Annotated in this window: 14 protein-coding genes; 6 read left to right on the plus strand and 8 right to left on the minus strand. The window is 34.7% G+C overall.

Annotated elements, in window-relative coordinates; genetic code table 11:
* Positions 1-12 precede the first annotated feature (12 nt).
* The 3 genes from bioB to ASC72_RS05375 form a co-directional block, all read right to left on the minus strand.
* Positions 13-1,101: a biotin synthase BioB gene (bioB, locus tag ASC72_RS05365; protein ID WP_056187976.1), complete on the minus strand. Its 1,089-nt coding sequence runs from the start codon at positions 1,099-1,101 to the stop codon at positions 13-15.
* Between the two features lie 171 nt (positions 1,102-1,272).
* A complete protein-coding gene (locus tag ASC72_RS05370; protein WP_056187978.1) occupies positions 1,273-1,710 on the minus strand; it encodes a hypothetical protein in 438 nt (145 codons plus the stop codon).
* Between the two features lie 119 nt (positions 1,711-1,829).
* Entirely contained in the window at positions 1,830-2,759 is a 930-nt protein-coding gene (locus tag ASC72_RS05375) for a bifunctional riboflavin kinase/FAD synthetase (RefSeq protein ID WP_056187981.1), read from the minus strand.
* Positions 2,760-2,954: 195 nt separating this feature from the next.
* Between ASC72_RS05375 and ASC72_RS05380 the strand changes: the two genes are divergently transcribed.
* The gene (locus ASC72_RS05380) at positions 2,955-5,627 is read left to right on the plus strand and encodes a reprolysin-like metallopeptidase (protein ID WP_056187983.1); all 2,673 of its coding nucleotides are present in this window, start codon (positions 2,955-2,957) and stop codon (positions 5,625-5,627) included.
* Between the two features lie 112 nt (positions 5,628-5,739).
* Here ASC72_RS05380 and ASC72_RS05385 read toward each other — a convergent pair whose 3' ends face one another.
* The gene (locus tag ASC72_RS05385; RefSeq protein WP_056187986.1) at positions 5,740-6,423 is read right to left on the minus strand and encodes a ComF family protein; all 684 of its coding nucleotides are present in this window, start codon (positions 6,421-6,423) and stop codon (positions 5,740-5,742) included.
* Positions 6,424-6,521: 98 nt separating this feature from the next.
* Here ASC72_RS05385 and ASC72_RS05390 point away from each other — a divergent pair, with 98 nt between their 5' ends.
* The 5 genes from ASC72_RS05390 to ASC72_RS05410 all read left to right on the plus strand — a co-directional run bounded on the left by ASC72_RS05390 (position 6,522) and on the right by ASC72_RS05410 (position 12,336).
* Positions 6,522-8,060, plus strand: a complete 1,539-nt coding sequence (locus tag ASC72_RS05390; protein WP_056187990.1) for a glycine--tRNA ligase — start codon at positions 6,522-6,524, stop codon at positions 8,058-8,060.
* Between the two features lie 200 nt (positions 8,061-8,260).
* Positions 8,261-9,070 (plus strand): LytTR family DNA-binding domain-containing protein, encoded by an 810-nt coding sequence (locus tag ASC72_RS05395; protein WP_056187993.1) that lies wholly within the window; start codon positions 8,261-8,263, stop codon positions 9,068-9,070.
* Between the two features lie 172 nt (positions 9,071-9,242).
* Positions 9,243-9,500, plus strand: coding sequence for a hypothetical protein (locus tag ASC72_RS05400; protein WP_056187996.1), 258 nt, complete (start codon positions 9,243-9,245; stop codon positions 9,498-9,500).
* A 159-nt stretch (positions 9,501-9,659) separates the two neighbouring features.
* The gene (locus ASC72_RS05405) at positions 9,660-11,651 is read left to right on the plus strand and encodes a tetratricopeptide repeat protein (protein WP_056187999.1); all 1,992 of its coding nucleotides are present in this window, start codon (positions 9,660-9,662) and stop codon (positions 11,649-11,651) included.
* Complete coding sequence (locus ASC72_RS05410; protein WP_056188002.1) at positions 11,641-12,336, plus strand: response regulator transcription factor; 696 nt, start codon at positions 11,641-11,643, stop codon at positions 12,334-12,336. The genes ASC72_RS05405 and ASC72_RS05410 overlap by 11 nt, the downstream gene beginning before the upstream one ends.
* Positions 12,337-12,419: 83 nt before the next feature.
* Here ASC72_RS05410 and thiL read toward each other — a convergent pair whose 3' ends face one another.
* From thiL to ASC72_RS05425, 4 genes are all read right to left on the minus strand, one after another.
* On the minus strand, positions 12,420-13,466 hold the full coding sequence (gene thiL, locus ASC72_RS05415) for a thiamine-phosphate kinase (RefSeq protein WP_056188005.1): 1,047 nt from the start codon (positions 13,464-13,466) through the stop codon (positions 12,420-12,422).
* A 116-nt stretch (positions 13,467-13,582) separates the two neighbouring features.
* A complete protein-coding gene (locus tag ASC72_RS24475; RefSeq protein ID WP_241775642.1) occupies positions 13,583-13,717 on the minus strand; it encodes a HepT-like ribonuclease domain-containing protein in 135 nt (44 codons plus the stop codon).
* 224 nt (positions 13,718-13,941) lie between these two features.
* On the minus strand, positions 13,942-14,241 hold the full coding sequence (locus ASC72_RS05420; protein WP_056188008.1) for a nucleotidyltransferase family protein: 300 nt from the start codon (positions 14,239-14,241) through the stop codon (positions 13,942-13,944).
* 270 nt (positions 14,242-14,511) lie between these two features.
* A complete protein-coding gene (locus ASC72_RS05425) occupies positions 14,512-18,570 on the minus strand; it encodes a T9SS type B sorting domain-containing protein (RefSeq protein WP_056188011.1) in 4,059 nt (1,352 codons plus the stop codon).

The following is an 18,570-nucleotide window of genomic DNA, read 5'->3' on the forward strand; positions in this document are numbered from 1 at the left end:
TAACTCATTTAATTAAATTTTTGATTTGATCGAAGCTTCCAAATTTCTTTCAATCGTATGTCCTGGTCTTGACCATTTTGGTTTTTCGCCTAAAGGAGCAAATTGAGAATCTTCAGCCTCAACTGTTTGAGGTTGCGAAACTTTAACAAATGGCTTTTGCGGAATCAATCCTAACATTTCAAACATTTTCATGTCTTCGTGTACGTCCGGGTTTGGCGTAGTAAGTAATTTATCTCCGGCAAAAATTGAATTTGCACCAGCGAAAAAGCACATTGCTTGCCCCTCACGGCTCATATTGGTTCTTCCTGCAGATAAACGAACTTGAGTATCTGGCATTACAATTCGGGTAGTTGCTACCATACGAATCATTTCCCAGATTTCTACTGGTTTTTCTTCCTCCATCGGAGTTCCTTCAACAGCCACCAAAGCATTAATCGGCACTGATTCTGGTTGTGGATTTAAAGTAGAAAGTGCTACAAGCATTCCGGCTCTGTCTTCAATACTTTCTCCCATTCCAATAATTCCTCCACTACAAACCGTAACATTCGTTTTACGAACATTCTCAATTGTTTGTAAACGGTCTTCGAAACCACGGGTAGAAATTACGTCTTTATAATATTCTTCGGAAGTATCTAAATTGTGATTGTAAGCGTATAATCCTGCTTCTGCTAAACGTTGTGCCTGGTTTTCAGTAATCATACCAAGTGTACAACACACTTCCATATCAAGTTTATTAATGGTACGAACCATTTCTAAAACCTGATCGAATTCTTCACCGTCTTTTACGTTTCTCCATGCAGCTCCCATACAAACACGAGATGATCCGCTTGATTTTGCACGCAAAGCCTGAGCTTTTACCTGACTTACGCTCATTAAGTCATTTCCTTCTACACCTGTGTTGTATCGTGCAGCTTGTGGGCAATAGCCACAATCTTCAGGACAACCTCCCGTTTTAATAGATAGTAAAGTAGATACCTGAACGACGTTCGGATCGTGTTTTGTTCTATGAATTGTGGCTGCTTCATAAAGCAGGTCCATCATAGGTTTGTTATATATGGCGATTATTTCGTCTTTTGTCCAATTGTGTTTTGTAATGCTCATCGATGCAATTTTTTGATGCTCCAAAAGTAGTTAAATTGTTCTAATCAACCAATGTTCCTTTCCGTAAATGAATATTTGACAGGTATTTTCAAAAAGAAACACTCTAAAATCATGAAAAAGTATAATTCTATGATTTTAGAGTGTTTAAATGGAAGATTTATTTAAAAAAAATTAATCGGCAGCATATTTATTATTCCAGTACAACATCATCATTAAGGTGACAATTACAGAGGAAGCGACTCCTTCAAAAAGTAAACAGATACAATAAGTTGGTACAGAAGGGTTTCCTCCAAACATAAATGTTTCCGACAAGGTTTGTACATAAGCGTCCCCACCTCTCACATAACTATACACTAATAACCCGAAAACACTCATTAAGACACCAACTACAGAGGTAGTCATTGCTGATACGGCATTAGATACAAAGTTGGTTTCGCCTTCACGAAGATTCATTTGCATGGTCCTGTTTACACCATAAAATATAAAAAAGACATTTAGTGTACGCAGATAAAATAAATCTGCAAGTCCTAATAGGTTCATTAATAAGAAATAAATGCCTATTCCGAGGAAAATCAAAAAACCGTTGGTAATTTCTTTAGGTAAATTCATAGTGGTTATTTTTAAAGAAGTTAATAGTAAATGATTGACAAGCAGAGTTGTATATCAAATTTACTAAAAAAATAACTACGATGATTTAGAATGAGAGAAAAGTGTGTTCGAAAGCTTTTCTAAAGCTTTTCAATGAAAGCCAAAGCATTAATTTTATCCTGGTTTAATTGTGCTTTCAGTAAATCAACTGAACCAAATTTTTGTTCTTCGCGAAGATAATGTAATAAGGAGATTTCGATTTTTTCGCTATAAATAGCAGCCTCAAAATCAAAAAGATTTACTTCGATAGTTTGTTTTTCACCGTTTACTGTCGGATTAAAACCGATATTCATCATTCCAAAAACTTCTTTTTTATCGATTAAGGCTTTTACTGCATACACCCCATTTTTCGGAATCAATTTATAATCTTCTTCAATTTGAATGTTTGCTGTCGGAAAACCAATAGTTCGTCCTAATTGTTTTCCTTTTACAACTTCGCCGGTTAAAAAATAATTATATCCCAAATAATCATTGGCCAAAGTCATATTTCCTTCATTTAAGGCTTTTCTGATTTTGGTAGAACTTACCGAAACGTCCTGAATTTCCTGAGCAGAAATTTGTTCGACTTCAAAACCATATTCTTCCCCAAAAGCAATTAAATCGTCAATGTTAGCGGTTCTGTTTCTTCCAAAACGATGATCATGTCCAATAATTATTTTCTGAATATGAAATTGATCGACTAAAATAGAGTGAACAAATTCCTCAGCAGTTAATCTTGAAAAACTTTCGTTGAAAGGATGAATAACAAGATTCTCAATTCCGGTTGCTTCTAAAAGTTTTGTTTTTTCAGAAATTGTATTTAAGAGTTTAATTTCTGATTTTTCTTGTAAAACCATTCGTGGATGTGGGAAAAATGTAAGAACTAAGCTTTCGTATTTTCCGTTTTCTGTGTTTTGAGTAATTCGTTCCAGAATTTTTTTATGACCAATATGAACACCATCAAAGGTGCCAAGAGTTAAAATAGTTTTCTTGGTCGAATGGAAATCGTTTATAGAATGAAAGAGCTTCAAAACAAATAATTTAAGATGGTGCAAATTTATACTATCTATTTGAAATTTTATACTACCCACAATTGATTTTTAATACCATTTTGGTTCTTTTTAGTGAAAATTGGCTGGCTCGTCGACTAAAAAAGATTAAATGTCGTTTATATGTAAGAATTTGATTTAATTCTCTTAATTTTGATTTTTCAAATACCATTGAGTATGAAAAAATCACTACTTTTTTTATTTGTTATTTTTTGTTGTGTTAGAGTTCACGCTCAAAACGATAATTTATGGCAAAGAACAACCTTAAATGCTGTAAATAAGAGGCTAAATTCATCTGATTCAGAAAGATTATACTATAAACTGAATTCAGATTTCTTAAAAAATAAACTAGCACCCACAACAGATAAAAATTCAAAAATCAGCACTTCAGAGATTACAGTGCCCAATTCAAATGGGATTCTGGAACGTTTTACCGTTTGGGAGTCTTCTAATTTTGAACCTGAATTGCAAGCGAAATATCCTGAAATCAGAGCCTATGAAGGAACTGGTTTAGACGATAAATCAGCAAAAATACACTTTAGTGTTTCTCCAATTGGAGTGCAAACTATGATTCTTCGTGCAGATAAAGCAACGGAATATATTGAAGAAAATCCAGAAGATAAAACCCAATATGTTTTGTTTACTTCAAAGAATACAAACAATTCTCAAAAACTAATTTGTAAAACAGCGGATTTAATTTCAGATAAAAACAATGCTGGAAAGACAGCAAAAACGGCATCAAACGCACAAGTTTTTAAGACAATGCGTTTGGCTTTGTCCTGTACGGCAGAATATACCACTTTTTTTGGAGGAACAAAAGCCAATGCACTGGAAGGAATGAATGCAACTTTGACCAGAGTAAATGGTGTTTTCAATAAAGATTTAGCCGTAAAGTTGGTTTTGATTGCAAATAATGATGCTATAATCTACACAGATGCAAATGCAGATCCGTATTCTAATGCTGATACAGGAGCAGATGGCGACTGGAATCAGGAAGTGCAGACCACATTGACAAACGTAATTGGAAATGCAAATTATGATATAGGACATTTATTTGGTGCTTCGGGTGGTGGAGGGAACGCTGGTTGCATTGGTTGTGTCTGTACAAATCCAACAACTAATAATCCATTGGCAAAAGGAAGTGCATACACCTCACCTTCAGACGGAAAGCCTAAGGGAGATACTTTTGATATTGATTTTGTTGCACACGAAATGGGACATCAATTAGGTGCAAATCATACTTTTTCTTATGATGCTGCCGAAAGAACCAGTGTAAATGTTGAGCCTGGAAGTGGTTCAACTATTATGGCTTATGCCGGTGTAACGGGAGATTATGATATTCAAAATACTTCTGATGATTATTTTGCTTATGCCAGTATTTTGCAAATTCAGAATACCCTTGCAGGCAAAAGCTGCCCGGTTAACACTACCATTATCAATAATCCACCAACGATTAATGCTGGTCCTGATTATACTATCCCGATTAGTACTGCATTTGTTTTAAAAGGAACAGGCTCTGATCCTGAAGGTGATTCAATAACCTATAACTGGGAGCAATACGATAATGCCACTACAACTTCAGGCGGAAATAGTATTGCCTATCCAACAAAACCTGACGGACCTCTGTTTCGATCAGTTGTTCCTAATAGTTCAGCTATTCGTTATATGCCTGGTTTCAGTTCGGTACTTCAAAATAAATTGACTACAACATGGGAATCCGTTTCCTCTATTGCAAGAACGTTGCATTTTACCTTAACAGGAAGAGACAATGCAGCTTTAGGAACGGCTCAAACCAATACAGACGCTATGATTGTAACGGTTGCTTCTTTTGCAGGACCATTTGCAATAACTTCACACGCAAGTGATGGTGTTAGCTGGTGGCAGGGGCTAAACGAAACAGTAACATGGAGTGTCAATAATACCAATACTTTAGAAGGTTCAACAGCGGTTAACATCAAATTATCTACAGATGGTGGTTTGACTTTTCCAATAACTCTGGTGGCCAATACACCAAATGACGGTTCTGAAACCATCACGCTTCCAACGAGTGTGCCTTCGTCTAAAAATTGCAGAATATTGATTGAACCAATAGGGAACATTTATTATGCAATAAATAGCAAACCATTTTCGGTAGGATTTACTTCAACAATAAGTTGCAATTCTTATAGTTTTGGAAGCTCTTTTTCAATTCCAAACACTACAACTTTTGTTACACGAACTGTGACAGTCCCGGTTTCTGGAGCAACGGTTTCAGATGTAGATGTTGTGGTTAATGTGACACATACAAGGTTTTCAGATCTTGAAATTCAGATAGTAAATCCACAAGGAACTGTTGTGCGATTGTTTAATAAAGATTGCGGATCCACAAATTCAACTTTAGCAATGCAATTTAATGATTCAGGTACTGCTTTAGATTGCAACAGAACAACCGAACAAATTGTTATTCCGGTTGATTTGTTAAGTGTTTTTAATGGACAAAATACCGAAGGACCCTGGACTTTAAGAGTCCGTGATGCTGTTGCCGGGAATTTCGGAATATTAAATTCGGCCTCCGTGAATATTTGTGGTCAAAGCTATACTTTAGATACACCTGATTTTGAAAGTATCGATTTTGTATTGTATCCAAACCCAAACAAAGGAAGTTTTACCATTCAATTTGAAAGTAAATCAAATGATGGAGTTAAAGTTTTTGTGCACGATATTTTGGGTAAGAAAGTTTATGAAAATACTTTTGAAAGCACATCAAACTTCAATCAGAATATTCAATTGCAAAATGTTTCTGCCGGAATCTATTTGGTAACGGTTGTTGACGGAGATAGAAGAACCGTTAAGAAGATCGTAGTAAATTAAAATTCCAATCTTTAAAATTCCAAATTCCAATCCGTTGTCTTTTTTACTTTTAAAGTAAATTGCTTTTAGAAAAAGATTGGAATTTGGAATTTCTTTTTTGGAATTTGATTTATCATGAGTTCGCCATCGCCATACAAACAATACTAATTTTCGCTCCCGGAATTTTTAGTAAAGCACGCGAACAGGCTTCAAGCGTGGCGCCAGTTGTGAGCACATTATCAACAATAAGAAAATGTTTGTTTTGATTTTCTTCAGAAAAATGTACATCAAATATATTTTCGATATTTTCAGATCTTCCTAATAGATTCTTTTTAGACTGCGTTTTAGAGTATTTCTTTCGATATAAAATGGTATCATCAAAAGCAATATTCAGACCTTCGGCCAAAGCTTTTCCAAAAGTGGTTACCTGATTATAACCGCGTTCCCTGAATTTTCTTTTATGTAGCGGAACGGGAATAACAACATCAAAAGGAATTTCCAAATTCAATTCCTTTAAATCGGCTACATACCAATTTCCTAAAATAAAACCAATTTCTTCATGACCTTTGTATTTTAGGTTGTGAATGAGTTCCTGAACCATTCCTTTTTTGTTGAAATATAAAAATGCAGAAGCGTGTTGGATCTCAATTTTGCCGTAGAATTTCTTTACAGCTTCATTTTTAGTGTCCAAATAATATTGAGTAAGAGGCATTTCATGACGACAATGCGTGCAGATCACGGTTTCATTTGGCGTTAAAAGTGTATGACATGCAGCACAAACTTTAGGGAAAAACAGGTTAATAATGTAATTAATCACAAATAGAAGGAATTTGGTTACAAAAATATAAAAATCAAATGCTCAATCTTTATATTTTTTCTTTTTTTTAAATGTACTTTTTATATTTTTGCACCACTATGGCAAAACAAGAAGATATATTTAAGAATGTGGTTTCGCACGCAAAAGAGTACGGATTTATTTTTCCGTCAAGCGAAGTATACGATGGATTGAGTGCAGTGTATGATTATGCACAAAATGGTGTCGAGTTAAAAAAGAATATCCGTGAATATTGGTGGAAATCAATGGTTCAGATCAATGACAATATTGTCGGCCTTGATGCTGCAATATTAATGCATCCAACTACCTGGAAAGCTTCGGGCCACGTTGATGCTTTCAATGATCCGTTAATTGATAATAAAGATTCGAAGAAAAGATATAGAGCTGACGTTTTAGTTGAAGATCATGCTGAAAAGATCAATCAAAAAGCTCAAAAAGAAATTGAAAAAGCAAGAGCTCGTTTTGGTGATGCTTTTAATGAAGAAGAATTTATTACCACAAATGCCCGCGTTGTAGAGTATCTTTCGAAATACAAAGAAATTTTATCAAGACTTGCAAAAGGTATGAGTGAAGATCTTCAGGATGTAAAAGCTTTAATCGAAGAATTAGAGATCGCTGATCCTGAAACGGGTTCAAGAAACTGGACTGATGTAAAGCAATTCAACCTGATGTTCGGAACTAAATTAGGTGCTTCTGCAGATTCTGCAATGGATTTATATTTACGTCCGGAAACAGCTCAGGGTATTTTTGTGAACTTCCTGAACGTACAAAAATCAGGTCGTATGAAAGTTCCTTTTGGAATTGCTCAAACGGGTAAAGCTTTTAGAAATGAAATCGTTGCAAGACAATTCATTTTCCGTATGCGTGAATTCGAACAAATGGAAATGCAGTTTTTCGTGCGTCCGGGTGAAGAAATGCAATGGTACGAGCACTGGAAAACGACTCGTTTAAACTGGCATTTATCTTTAGGATTAGGAAAAGAAAACTATCGTTTTCACGATCACGAAAAATTAGCGCATTATGCAAACGCTGCTGCAGATATTGAATTCAACTTCCCATTCGGTTTCAAAGAATTAGAAGGAATTCACTCTCGTACCGATTTTGACTTAAAAGCACACGAGCAATATTCTGGCAGAAAACTACAATATTTTGATCCGGAACTGAATGAAAACTACGTTCCGTATGTTGTAGAGACCTCTGTAGGATTGGATCGTATGTTTTTAGCTGTTTTTGCAACGTCGTTGCAAGAAGAAGTTTTAGAAGATGGTTCAACAAGAACAGTCTTAAAATTACCATCAGTTTTAGCACCAACAAAAGTGGCTGTTTTACCTTTAGTTAAAAAAGATGGATTGCCGGATATCGCTAAAAAAATCATTGATGATTTAAAATGGGATTTCAATGTGGCGTATGATGAAAAAGATGCTGTTGGACGTCGTTACAGAAGACAAGATGCTCTTGGAACTCCGTTTTGTGTTACAGTAGACCACCAAACGATCGAAGATGAAACCGTAACCATTCGTCATAGAGATACAATGAAACAGGATCGAGTAAAAATCTCTGAATTAAAAGCTATTATTGAAAACGAAGTTTCAATGAAAAACTGGTTGATGAAAATGTAATTTTTCTCATTTAACACGATATAAATCCCAAATTCCTTAGGTGGAGTTTGGGATTTTTTTACTTTTGAAAAGTGCATTTCATCGATTTTTTTTGCATTTCATCGTTATGTATTAACATTTTATTACAATGTGTTAACAATGAAATATTTATAGAATTGAAATACGTAAATTTAATTGACCCATAAAACACAAATTTAAACTTGAAAAGATATTCGTATATTATTATAGATGATGATGCCGAAAGTATTTTGAGAACCAAAACAATTGCAGAAGGTTTTTCGGAATTAACTTTTGTGGCATCGGCAACGAGTTATCAAAATGGGTTACATTTAGTTTTAGAATATAAACCATCTTTAGTTTTTTTAGAAATTGATCCAAAAGATTCATCCAGCAATTTATCGCTTGCGTTCATCAGTGAATTGTACAGGTATTTGACTGTGATTCCTAAAATTATAGTCAACACCACAAAAAAGGAATTAGCTTTTGAGGCCATTCAATATGGTGTTTTTGATTATTTATTGAAACCTTTGTTGGCTATTGATTTACTCAAGACGGTTTTGAAAATCGAAAAGGGTGTTTTGGAGCCTGTAAACAAAGAAAATAGAAATGAAGTTGTCTCAGTTGTTGTTCCGCAAACGGAAGGAGTACAAGAGCTGAGAAAACCTTTAATTATTTGTATTAAATCATACGGTGATTATCGTTATCTGAATGCGGCTGACATCGCGTATTTTCAGGCTGATAATAATTCCACAGATATTTATCTTAATTCTGGTGAAATGGTAACCGCTTTTAAAACACTAAAACATTTTGAGAGTATTTTGGACTATCCGTTTATTCGAATTCACAATAGTTATATCATTAATCAAAATTATATTGCGAGGATTCATAACGGGAACTCAGTTTGTTACATAAAAAACTCTCCTAAAAAGATCCCATTTTCTAAAACCTATAAATCAAATGTCGATATAATTATCGCCAATTTTGCCGCAGGAAACTACTTAGAAGTCTAAAAACTAGGTATTTACATTAAATTAACGCTCATTGACTATCATTTGGGCATGTTCTACCACAAACTGCATTTTTCATATACTTTTTTTTTGATTCCGTACCTAGTTTTACATCATCGATTCCGCCCAAAGAATCGACTCCAAAAACAAACAATCAATAAAATACCTCAAGATTATGAAAAAGACAGCTTTAACATTAGGATTATTTTCTTTAGTAATGGTAACGACTTCATTTACTACACCACAATCAATTTCAACATTTAATAATACAACAAGTTCTAGCGATACAGATACTGGTGGAGTATTAACCGGAAGAGATCAGGGAAGAAAATTAGATTTTCATGCCACTGCAAACGAATTAAAAATCAATAATAAATCTGAAGGATTTCGTCATGATAGACAATCATTAGGAAGCACTATTAAACTTGATTAATAAATAGCTTAAATTATCATAAAAGCTGCCAAATTTTGGCAGCTTTTTTTTTGTGTCTATAGTTTTAGTATTTTTGATAAAATTCAAAAATATATATTGAGAAAAAATTTACAAATAATATTGTTTTTAAGTTTCATTTTTTTTGGTTGTACCAAGAAAATGGATACTGGTAATAGTATGACTTCTTCTGAGGATAGCCTTCCTATTTATTTATCATTGGCCAATGATATTAATATGCCTTATGAATTAAAACAGAAATATAATCGTAAAGCGTTTGCAATTATTATAAATCAGGATAATGATTCGATAAACAGAGTGAATCTTTTTAGAATTGCTAATCGATATTACAATATGAACGATTTGAAATCATATCTTGAAATGTCGAAACTGGTTTTAGAGCGGTCAAAAAGTATGAAAGATTCCGTAAGTACCGCTAAAGCTTTTTCGTATTTGGGAGATTATTATAGTTCTCAAGGACTTTCAGATAGTGCATTTATGAATATTTATAAAGCGCAGAAACTTTATTTACAAATAAACGACCAAAACAATTTGGCTAAAACATTTTTAAGTAAGGCAAGTCTTCAGTATAATGAGGGCGATTTTTTTGAAAGTGAAATAGCCGTCTTTAAGGCTCTTCGCATTTTGAAAAAACAAAAAAACGTAAATGATCAACTTTACGAATGTTATAATCTTTTAGGGATATTATACAATGATAGAGAGGAATATGATAAGTCTTTGGAGTTTCACAATAAAGCATTGGCAGTCTTGGATGCAAGTATTCCCTTAGAACTTCAGCTTAAAGCTACTTCTTTAAACAATATTGGTTTTGTTTATATAAGTATGAACAATTATGAGCAAGCAAAAAAATATTTTGAAAGAGGATTAAATGAAAAGAATCTTTTTAAAGAAAAAATCGTTTTATATGCTATGTTGTTAGATAATCTGGCCTATTCTAAATACAAATTAAATGATTTAGAAAAGGTTCAGGATCTGTTTTTTAAATCATTGAAAATTAGAGATAGTTTAGGATTGAAATCAGCTATTATATCAAATAAAATTCATCTTTCAGAATACTATGCATTTAAAAAAGATACTTTCAAAGCAATACAATTTTCAAAACAAGCCTTAATTTTATCACGTACTGACGGTAAGTTGAATAGTACATTAGAGGCCCTAAAACAAATTGCCATTGTAGATCCTAAAAATGCGTCGACTTATTCCAGAGAATATATTAAGCTGAATGACAGGATGCTTAGAGCAGAAAGAAAAATGGGCGAAAAATTCTCTCGTATCGAGTATGAAACCAACGAAATTAAAGATCAAAATTCAAATCTGCAGGAGAAAAACCGAGCTTTAGTATACGTTTTTAGTATTTGTACCCTCATAGGCCTGTTTTTCTATGTTTACAAAACACAACAGGCAAAAAACAGGGAATTACTTTTTAAGCAGCAACAGCAAATTGCGAATGAAGATATTTATAATTTAATGATTTCTCAGCAAAATGATATTGAAATAACCCGAATTAAAGAAAAGAAAAAGGTTGCCCAGGAACTTCACGATGGTGTTTTGGGCCGAATGTTTGGTGTAAGAATTAGTCTGGATAGTTTAGATAAGATCGATGAGCCTGATGCAGTTCAAAAAAGAAAAAAATATTTAACAGAACTAAAACACATTGAAGAAGACATTCGTGAAATTTCGCATGATTTAAATAGGGAAAAATCAGAATTAATTAATAATTTTATTGCGATTTTAAACAAATTGTTTGAAAAACAACAAAACACATACAATTCTAAGTTAATCACCTCTTTTGATCCTCATATTAAATGGGAGTTAGTGAGTAATATTGTTAAGATTAATTTATACAGAATTATTCAGGAAGCACTTCAAAATTGTAATAAATATGCTGATTCTGATACTATTACAGTAGAGTTTAAAAGTGAAATTGATTATTTGATTCTATCGATTTCAGATGACGGAAATGGTTTTAATACCAAAAGAACGAAAAACGGAATAGGATTACATAATATTCAATACCGTGCCAAAGAGTGTAAGGGTACCGTTACTATAAAATCTGCCAAAGGAGAAGGAACTGTTCTCATAATTAAAGTCCCAATCGATCAAAAAATAAACCTACAAAAGAATGACACTTAACCTAACTCCGATTCCGCCTTTAATCAGTCAAAATATCCTAATTGTAGATGATCATCCTTTTATAATTGAGGGATATAAAAATGCAATTACACGCTATAATCCTAAGGAATATGATTTTACTATTTTGCAGGCTCATGATTGCAGATCGGCTTATGATTTAATTGAAGACGAGGCCACTCCAAATTTTGATGTAGCTTTTTTAGATATAAGTATGCCGGCCTATGAGGAAAAAGATATTTTTTCAGGCGAAGATTTGGCTAAATTACTCCTGACAAAAATGCCTCATTGTAAGATCATTTTGCTGACAATGTATACTGAATTGCTAAAAATAAAAACAATTATCAGGACCATAAATCCAAATGGTCTGATCATTAAAAATGATCTTACTTTTGACGAGTTGCTTTTTGCCTTTGATAAAGTCATGAAAAATGATAAATATTACAGCCAGTCTGTTGTAAAAATGGTGAATCAGTCCGCACATAATTCAATAGAAATTGATGAGTTCGATAAACAGATTCTCTTTCATCTTTCAAAACAAACTCCAATGGATCAAATGCCGCAATACATTCCGATTTCTTTGAATGCACTTGAAAGACGAAAAGTGAATTTAAAAGAATTGCTGAAAATAAAATCGGGTTCTGATGAAGAACTGCTTAAAGAAGCCAAAAGTAAAGGGCTCTTTTAAATTGAAATTCCAAATAAAAAATTCCAAATTCCAATGACTAGCATTACTGGAATTTGGAATTTTTTATTTGGAATTTCTTAAAATTATTCGCTTAACGCATCCCAACCTCTTGCTTTCAAAGGAATCTGAGTATTCGCACGCGTAACTAGATTTATTCCTTCACTTTCATCGGCCATATGCCCGATAATCGAAAAGTTTGGATTTCCTTTTATTTTGTCGAAGTCGTTAATGTCAATGGTAAATAACAATTCGTAATCTTCTCCGCCATTAATGGCAACAGTTGTGCTGTCTATATTAAATTCCTCACAAGTGGAAATAAACTGAGGATCCAATGGCAATTTGTCTTCATATAAATTACAACCCACTTTTGATTGCTTGCATAAATGAATAATTTCTGATGATAATCCGTCAGATATATCAATCATCGAAGTTGGTTTTATTTCCAGCGCGTGTAATAAAGTACGAACGTCTTTTCGTGCTTCCGGTTTTAACTGGCGTTCGATTAAATAACTGTACATGTCTAAATCAGGCTGACTGTTTGGGTTTACCTGAAAAACCTGTTTTTCGCGTTCTAAAACCTGTAGTCCCATATAGGCAGCCCCAATATCGCCGGTTACAACAAGTAAATCGGTTTGTTTGGCACCGTTTCTATAAACGATTTCTTCTTCATCGGCTTCACCAATTGCAGTAATGCTGATAATTAATCCTTTTTGTGATGAGGTTGTGTCTCCGCCAATAACATCCACTTTATATTCTTTTGCAGCATGTGTAATGCCTTCAAATAATTCTTCCAGGGCTTCTAGTGGAAAACGGTTAGAAACTGCCACAGAAACCGTAATTTGAGTTGGTCTGGCATTCATGGCGCAAATGTCAGATAAATTTACAACTACTGATTTGTATCCTAAATGTTTTAATGGCATATAAGCCAAATCAAAATGCACGCCTTCGATCAATAAATCGGTCGAAACCACTACTTTTTTATCTTTAAAATCAAGAACAGCAGCATCATCACCAATACTTTTTAAAGTCGACTCCTGTGTAACATCAAAATTTTTGGTTAAATGTTCTATTAAACCAAACTCGCCTAATTGGGCTATACTGGTACGTTGTGGGTTTTTATCTTCAATCATTTTGTCTGTTTATTGCTTTTTTGGTTTTTTACCAAGGTTGCAAAGGTACGAAGTTGATGATTTAATAACTATAAAGGGAGTTGATTATTAATTTTGGAGTTGGAAAAAATAAGATGTTACAAGTAGTTATCTACGTTTTCCTTAATTAATTTATCTACTTCAAGTCTTAATTTCGGAAGATGATTTGTGAGAATTGACCAAATATTTTCATCAGAAATATTATCATAAGCATGAATAACCTGATTTCTCAATCCAATGATTGTGCTTTTGCGTTGGTAATTTTTTCAGTAAATGAATTGTCGCAAGTTATGATTCTGTTTTTACGGCTTCACCAACAATCTCAAGATTTCTTTCGACCGCTCTTTTAAGCATTAGATTGTTTCTGTATTTAAAAAAGTCTTTTTCTTAATCTTTGAAAAAAATATCAATTTCGTCAATACATATTTTAATATCGAAAAGCCATTTAAGAATTCTTTCATCCATAAATAAGCTCTTTTGATTTATTAATTGAGTTGATTAGGATTGGGTTTCTCAATGTTTGTTCTTCAACTAAATCAACTTCGCGTCCAAATAAAAGTTCTAATTTTTCTTTGAAATCAATGTAGTTGTCAAAATACTTAGATAACTCAATATTTTTAAATTTTACCAGCAGGTCAATATCACTTTCTTTACTAAAGCTGGAATTTAAAGCCGAACCAAATAGATACATCTTTTCCACATTGTAGATTGTACAAAGTTTTTTTAAGTCTTTACTATTTTTATCAACTATTCCCATTATTGCAAATTTAGGCAAAAAAAATCTCTTTTGGATGCATTTAAAAATAATTGCTTTTAACGTTTTATATCCACAAACGGAGTCGTTTAGCAGCTTTAACAATGATGTTTTTAATCTGATTTCGATTAGTTATTCTAAAGTTCCTGAGGCCGCGTGAAGGATGGGAGCAATCCGCCGCCGCGGAGCGGACAGCCTGACAGTAGCCCGATAAGAGGGTGATAACCGTAATATAGTTTGCCCTCTCATCGGGATGGTGGCACGTCCGGATAATCATCGTTTCATACTAAAATGGGCTTTGAATACCTGAGCTACTCCATCCTGGTTATAAAAAACCTGAAACCAATAATCAGTCGAAGGAAGTGGATCGCCGTTGTAATTTCCGTCCCAGCCGGGACCTGCGGGGCTTATTCGTTTTAGGAGTTTACCATAACGGTCAAAAATATTTATAACAGCATCGGACTGAAAAGCAAGATCGGGAATATTCCACGTATCGTTATATCCATCAGCGTTTGGAGTGAAAAATTTGGGATATTTAAGGACTTTTGCAATTAAAATCTGATCGTCGCAGTTTCCTTTGATGTCTTTTACGGTAATAACATGCTCTCCCGAATCAACATCTGAAAACACATTATTGGATTGAAAATTTCCGTCATCCAATTGATATTCATAAGTTCCAAAACCATTGGTTACGTTTACGATAATATCGATGGTATCTTCAAAAGAATCAGTTACGGTGACGGTTGCTATTGCCGGACTGGATTTTTCGACGATAATAGTAGCGGGGTTGTAACCGCAATCGTTACCAATATTGGGCGTTTTTTTAGTACTGACAATAGTATAAGTGCCTTCCTGAGTTGCGGTATAATTAGGGCCGGTGCTTATTTTAGTGCCATTCAAAAACCAATCAATCGCATAAATATTCGGATTAAGTCCTGAAGTCAATTGCGCCGAACGGAGTGCTGTTCCTGTTTGGAAATCAACGCAGATTATTTCATTTTTAAATGTCAAATCTTTGAGTGGATAAACGGTAATATCAAAATCATCTTGTGAAGCGCAGTCAGAATTGGTTGGAGCTGCAGCATAGACATACATTTTTTGACTTGCGTTTATTTGTTGACCGGCTGCATAAAGTGTTCCGGTACCATTTGGTCCGCTGTAATAATTTCCAACTGATAACGGAGGCAATGTATAGCTTTGACAAATGGCAACATCAGGGATGTTGACTACTATTGGAGTTGGGGAAATTGTAACCGAAAAGCTCTTTTGGCTTGAGCAAGTCTGTCTATTTCCCACAATTGCGTAGACATAAATGGTTTGTGAGGTTTTCAAAATTGTTCCGGCGGGGATAACTGCACCTTTTCCCTGAGGTTGTGAATAATAGTTTCCTAGTTTTAATGGTGGTAAAGTGTAGCTGTCGCAAACATTTACATTGTTAAAGGTACCCACATCTATTCCATTGTAATTAATCTTGAAAAAAGTTTCATTTCGGCAGTCTGTAAAATCTGCCCATTCATTATAAATATAAATAGTTTGATTACTGTTTATAATAGTGCCTTCAGGAATTAGGTTTCCAGCACCATGAGAGCCACCAGTCTCGGTGTAATATTTTCCGTTTTTTAATTTAGGCAGTTTGAAATCAGAGCAGGTAACAACATCTGTAAAACTATCAACAGGTGGTAGTGGTCTGATTTCAACAATAAAACTATGTTCATTGGTGCATTCTTTTCCAACGGAATAAACATAAATGGTTTGTGTTTTAGTAATGACATCACCGGCTTTTAAAGGGGTTCCCCCACCATTGGTTTTGGTAAAATAATTACCATTTATCAGAGGTGGCAATATATAACTTTGACATTCCAGTCTATTGGCCGGAGTATCTACCAGTGGTAATGGTTTTATAGTGATTTCGTATTTGGTGTTATCTGTACAATTCGGAGCCGTTGTTGTAGTAGCATAATAATACACGGTTTGTGAAGTCGTAATAACCGTTCCTGCGGGAATGTTTGCACCCTGACCTTTCGGGCTGTCGAAGTAACCGCCTATTGCAACTGCAGGTAAAGTATAGCTTCCGCATTTGGAAATGGGAACAAAAACCTGAGAATTTACAATGTCGATTTTGAAGGAATGCTCATTGGTACATCTTCCATCGTTTGCAAAGACAAAAACGGTTCGGCTTGAAGTGATGTTATGCCCTGCATTTAAACGGGTTCCCAAGCCACCGGACAAAGTATAATAATTGCCATTTGTCAAAGACGGCAGAATATAAGAATCGCAAGTCACTACATTGCCTGGCGTATCTACCAAAGGCAGCGGATAAACAACAAATGGTACGGCCTCATCGCGACAAACTACACCATTGATTACGGCATAATAATAAACAGTTTGATCTGTTGTAAATGAAGTACCTGACGGAATTTCACTTCCGCCTCCTCCGGCAGCCGTAAAAAATGCACCAGCAGGTACTCTGGGAATTATGTATTTACCACAGGCTTCTTTACGAAAAGTCAATTCATAAATCAGAATTACGTTAAAGTAGCTTTCGTTAGTGCATTTGTTTGTGGCAGTTGGACCGCTGTAAATATAATAGGTCCCGCCTTTGGTGATGACATCTCCGGCGTTCAATTTAGTACCCGTTCCGCCCGGAGCTGTGTAATAATTTCCAAAGGTTATTGGTGGCAATGTATAGTTGTTACAAGCTACAACATCCGGAATATCGTCAACCGGCGGAAGTGAATTAATAGTTATAGCGAAATTTACAGTCGTATAACAAATCGAGCTTGAACTATGTTCTATTCGCACCCAGATCGTTTGTGGTGATTGAGATATTGCAGTAATGAATTCTGCGGGTTTTTGAATTCGATTAGTACCACTGTTTGCTGCCGTCTCGCTAGTGTAATAGCTAATTTTATATTCAGATGGATTTGATCCGTTTAGAATTGCAGTTTCCTGAACCGTCAAATCAACTAATACTCTTCCGGAATTAGTGTCACATACATTTAAATCGGGCGGTTTTACAGCATTTATAGGGTTTGTTACCAATAAATCGAAAGAAAGCAAATTATTGCAAAAAGTATTTCCGTTAGAAACATGTACCGCTTTTATATAGATCGTCTGGTTTCCTGTACTTGTATAGGTAGTCAATTGATTATTGGGTATTGCCGGTCCGTTTGAATTGGCTGCAGCCAAAGAATCAAAATATTGAAGTGTATATTCGGCCGGATTGAGGTTCAATGCAGCCAAATTATTTTTTGTTAAGTCGTATTGATAATTTGGAGTGCCGTTATAACAAGCGGTTAAATTCTGGGGAGATTTAATAACTAAATCTGAAATAACTACTTCATCTTTAATAACGCAACCGGAAAGTGTTGCCGTCAGGTTGTAAGTTCCGGAACTAGTAAGGGTTAAAGAGTTGCCTGACTCGCCTGGAATTACGACACCATTCCGAGTCCAGACATAAGTATAATTGCCTGTAAGCCCGGATTGAAGGGTAATGCTTTCACCTTCGCAAATAGCCCTGTCCGGGCCTAAATCCATAGTGGTTATAAAACTACCGCCTTTTATAAAAACTGCCGCATCATAATTGCTGTCGTGATAATCACCAATGGCCAGTTTAATGCTATAAGTTCTATTGGGAATGACGGACGACGAAGCAGTTAAAACTTTGGTTTCACCCCGCATATTTATGGCAGATGCTCCCGGATTAGTTACATTGTAACGGCCAAACAAATTGGCATTGGCAGATAAACAAGAAGAATTATATTGTTGATCCCGAATGTTTTTAACTGAAACCGGTGTTGATGTGCCGGGGAGTACAGCAAGATTTGTCGTGACTCCTGTGGTTAAATCCGTTAATATAAAGGCAAATACATCGCTAAATCCACATTGAAACTCTCCATATTCATTAGAAGCAAAAAGAAAATCAAAACTAAAATTATTCGATAGCGGAGTAAAATCAAACTGGATGAAACTAACATCGGTAATGGCAACAATTTGCCCGTTTTCATTACTTATAGTTTGCAAATCGCTATCACTAGCCGTGTTTAACTGGCTGCTTTCATTGGTTCCGGTATAAATTCCTTCGGTATATTTTGCAATACCGTTTCGAATAATAATACCACTTGAAATTGGAAAGTTTGGATTAGTATTAGTGAATTTTCCAATACCCAGATGCGATGAGAATTTAAAATTGCTTTCGTTCGAACAGGCATTTTGCATTAATTCTTCGCGAATTAGTTGAGGTATAGCCAAGGTTGTAGTGTCGACGATTATTCCTTGTGATAAACATTTAGTCGAATAAAATAATAAAAGTAGAAGAAGAGGGGCTCTCAT

It is taken from the genome of Flavobacterium sp. Root420, from assembly GCF_001427905.1.
Classification (GTDB): domain Bacteria; phylum Bacteroidota; class Bacteroidia; order Flavobacteriales; family Flavobacteriaceae; genus Flavobacterium.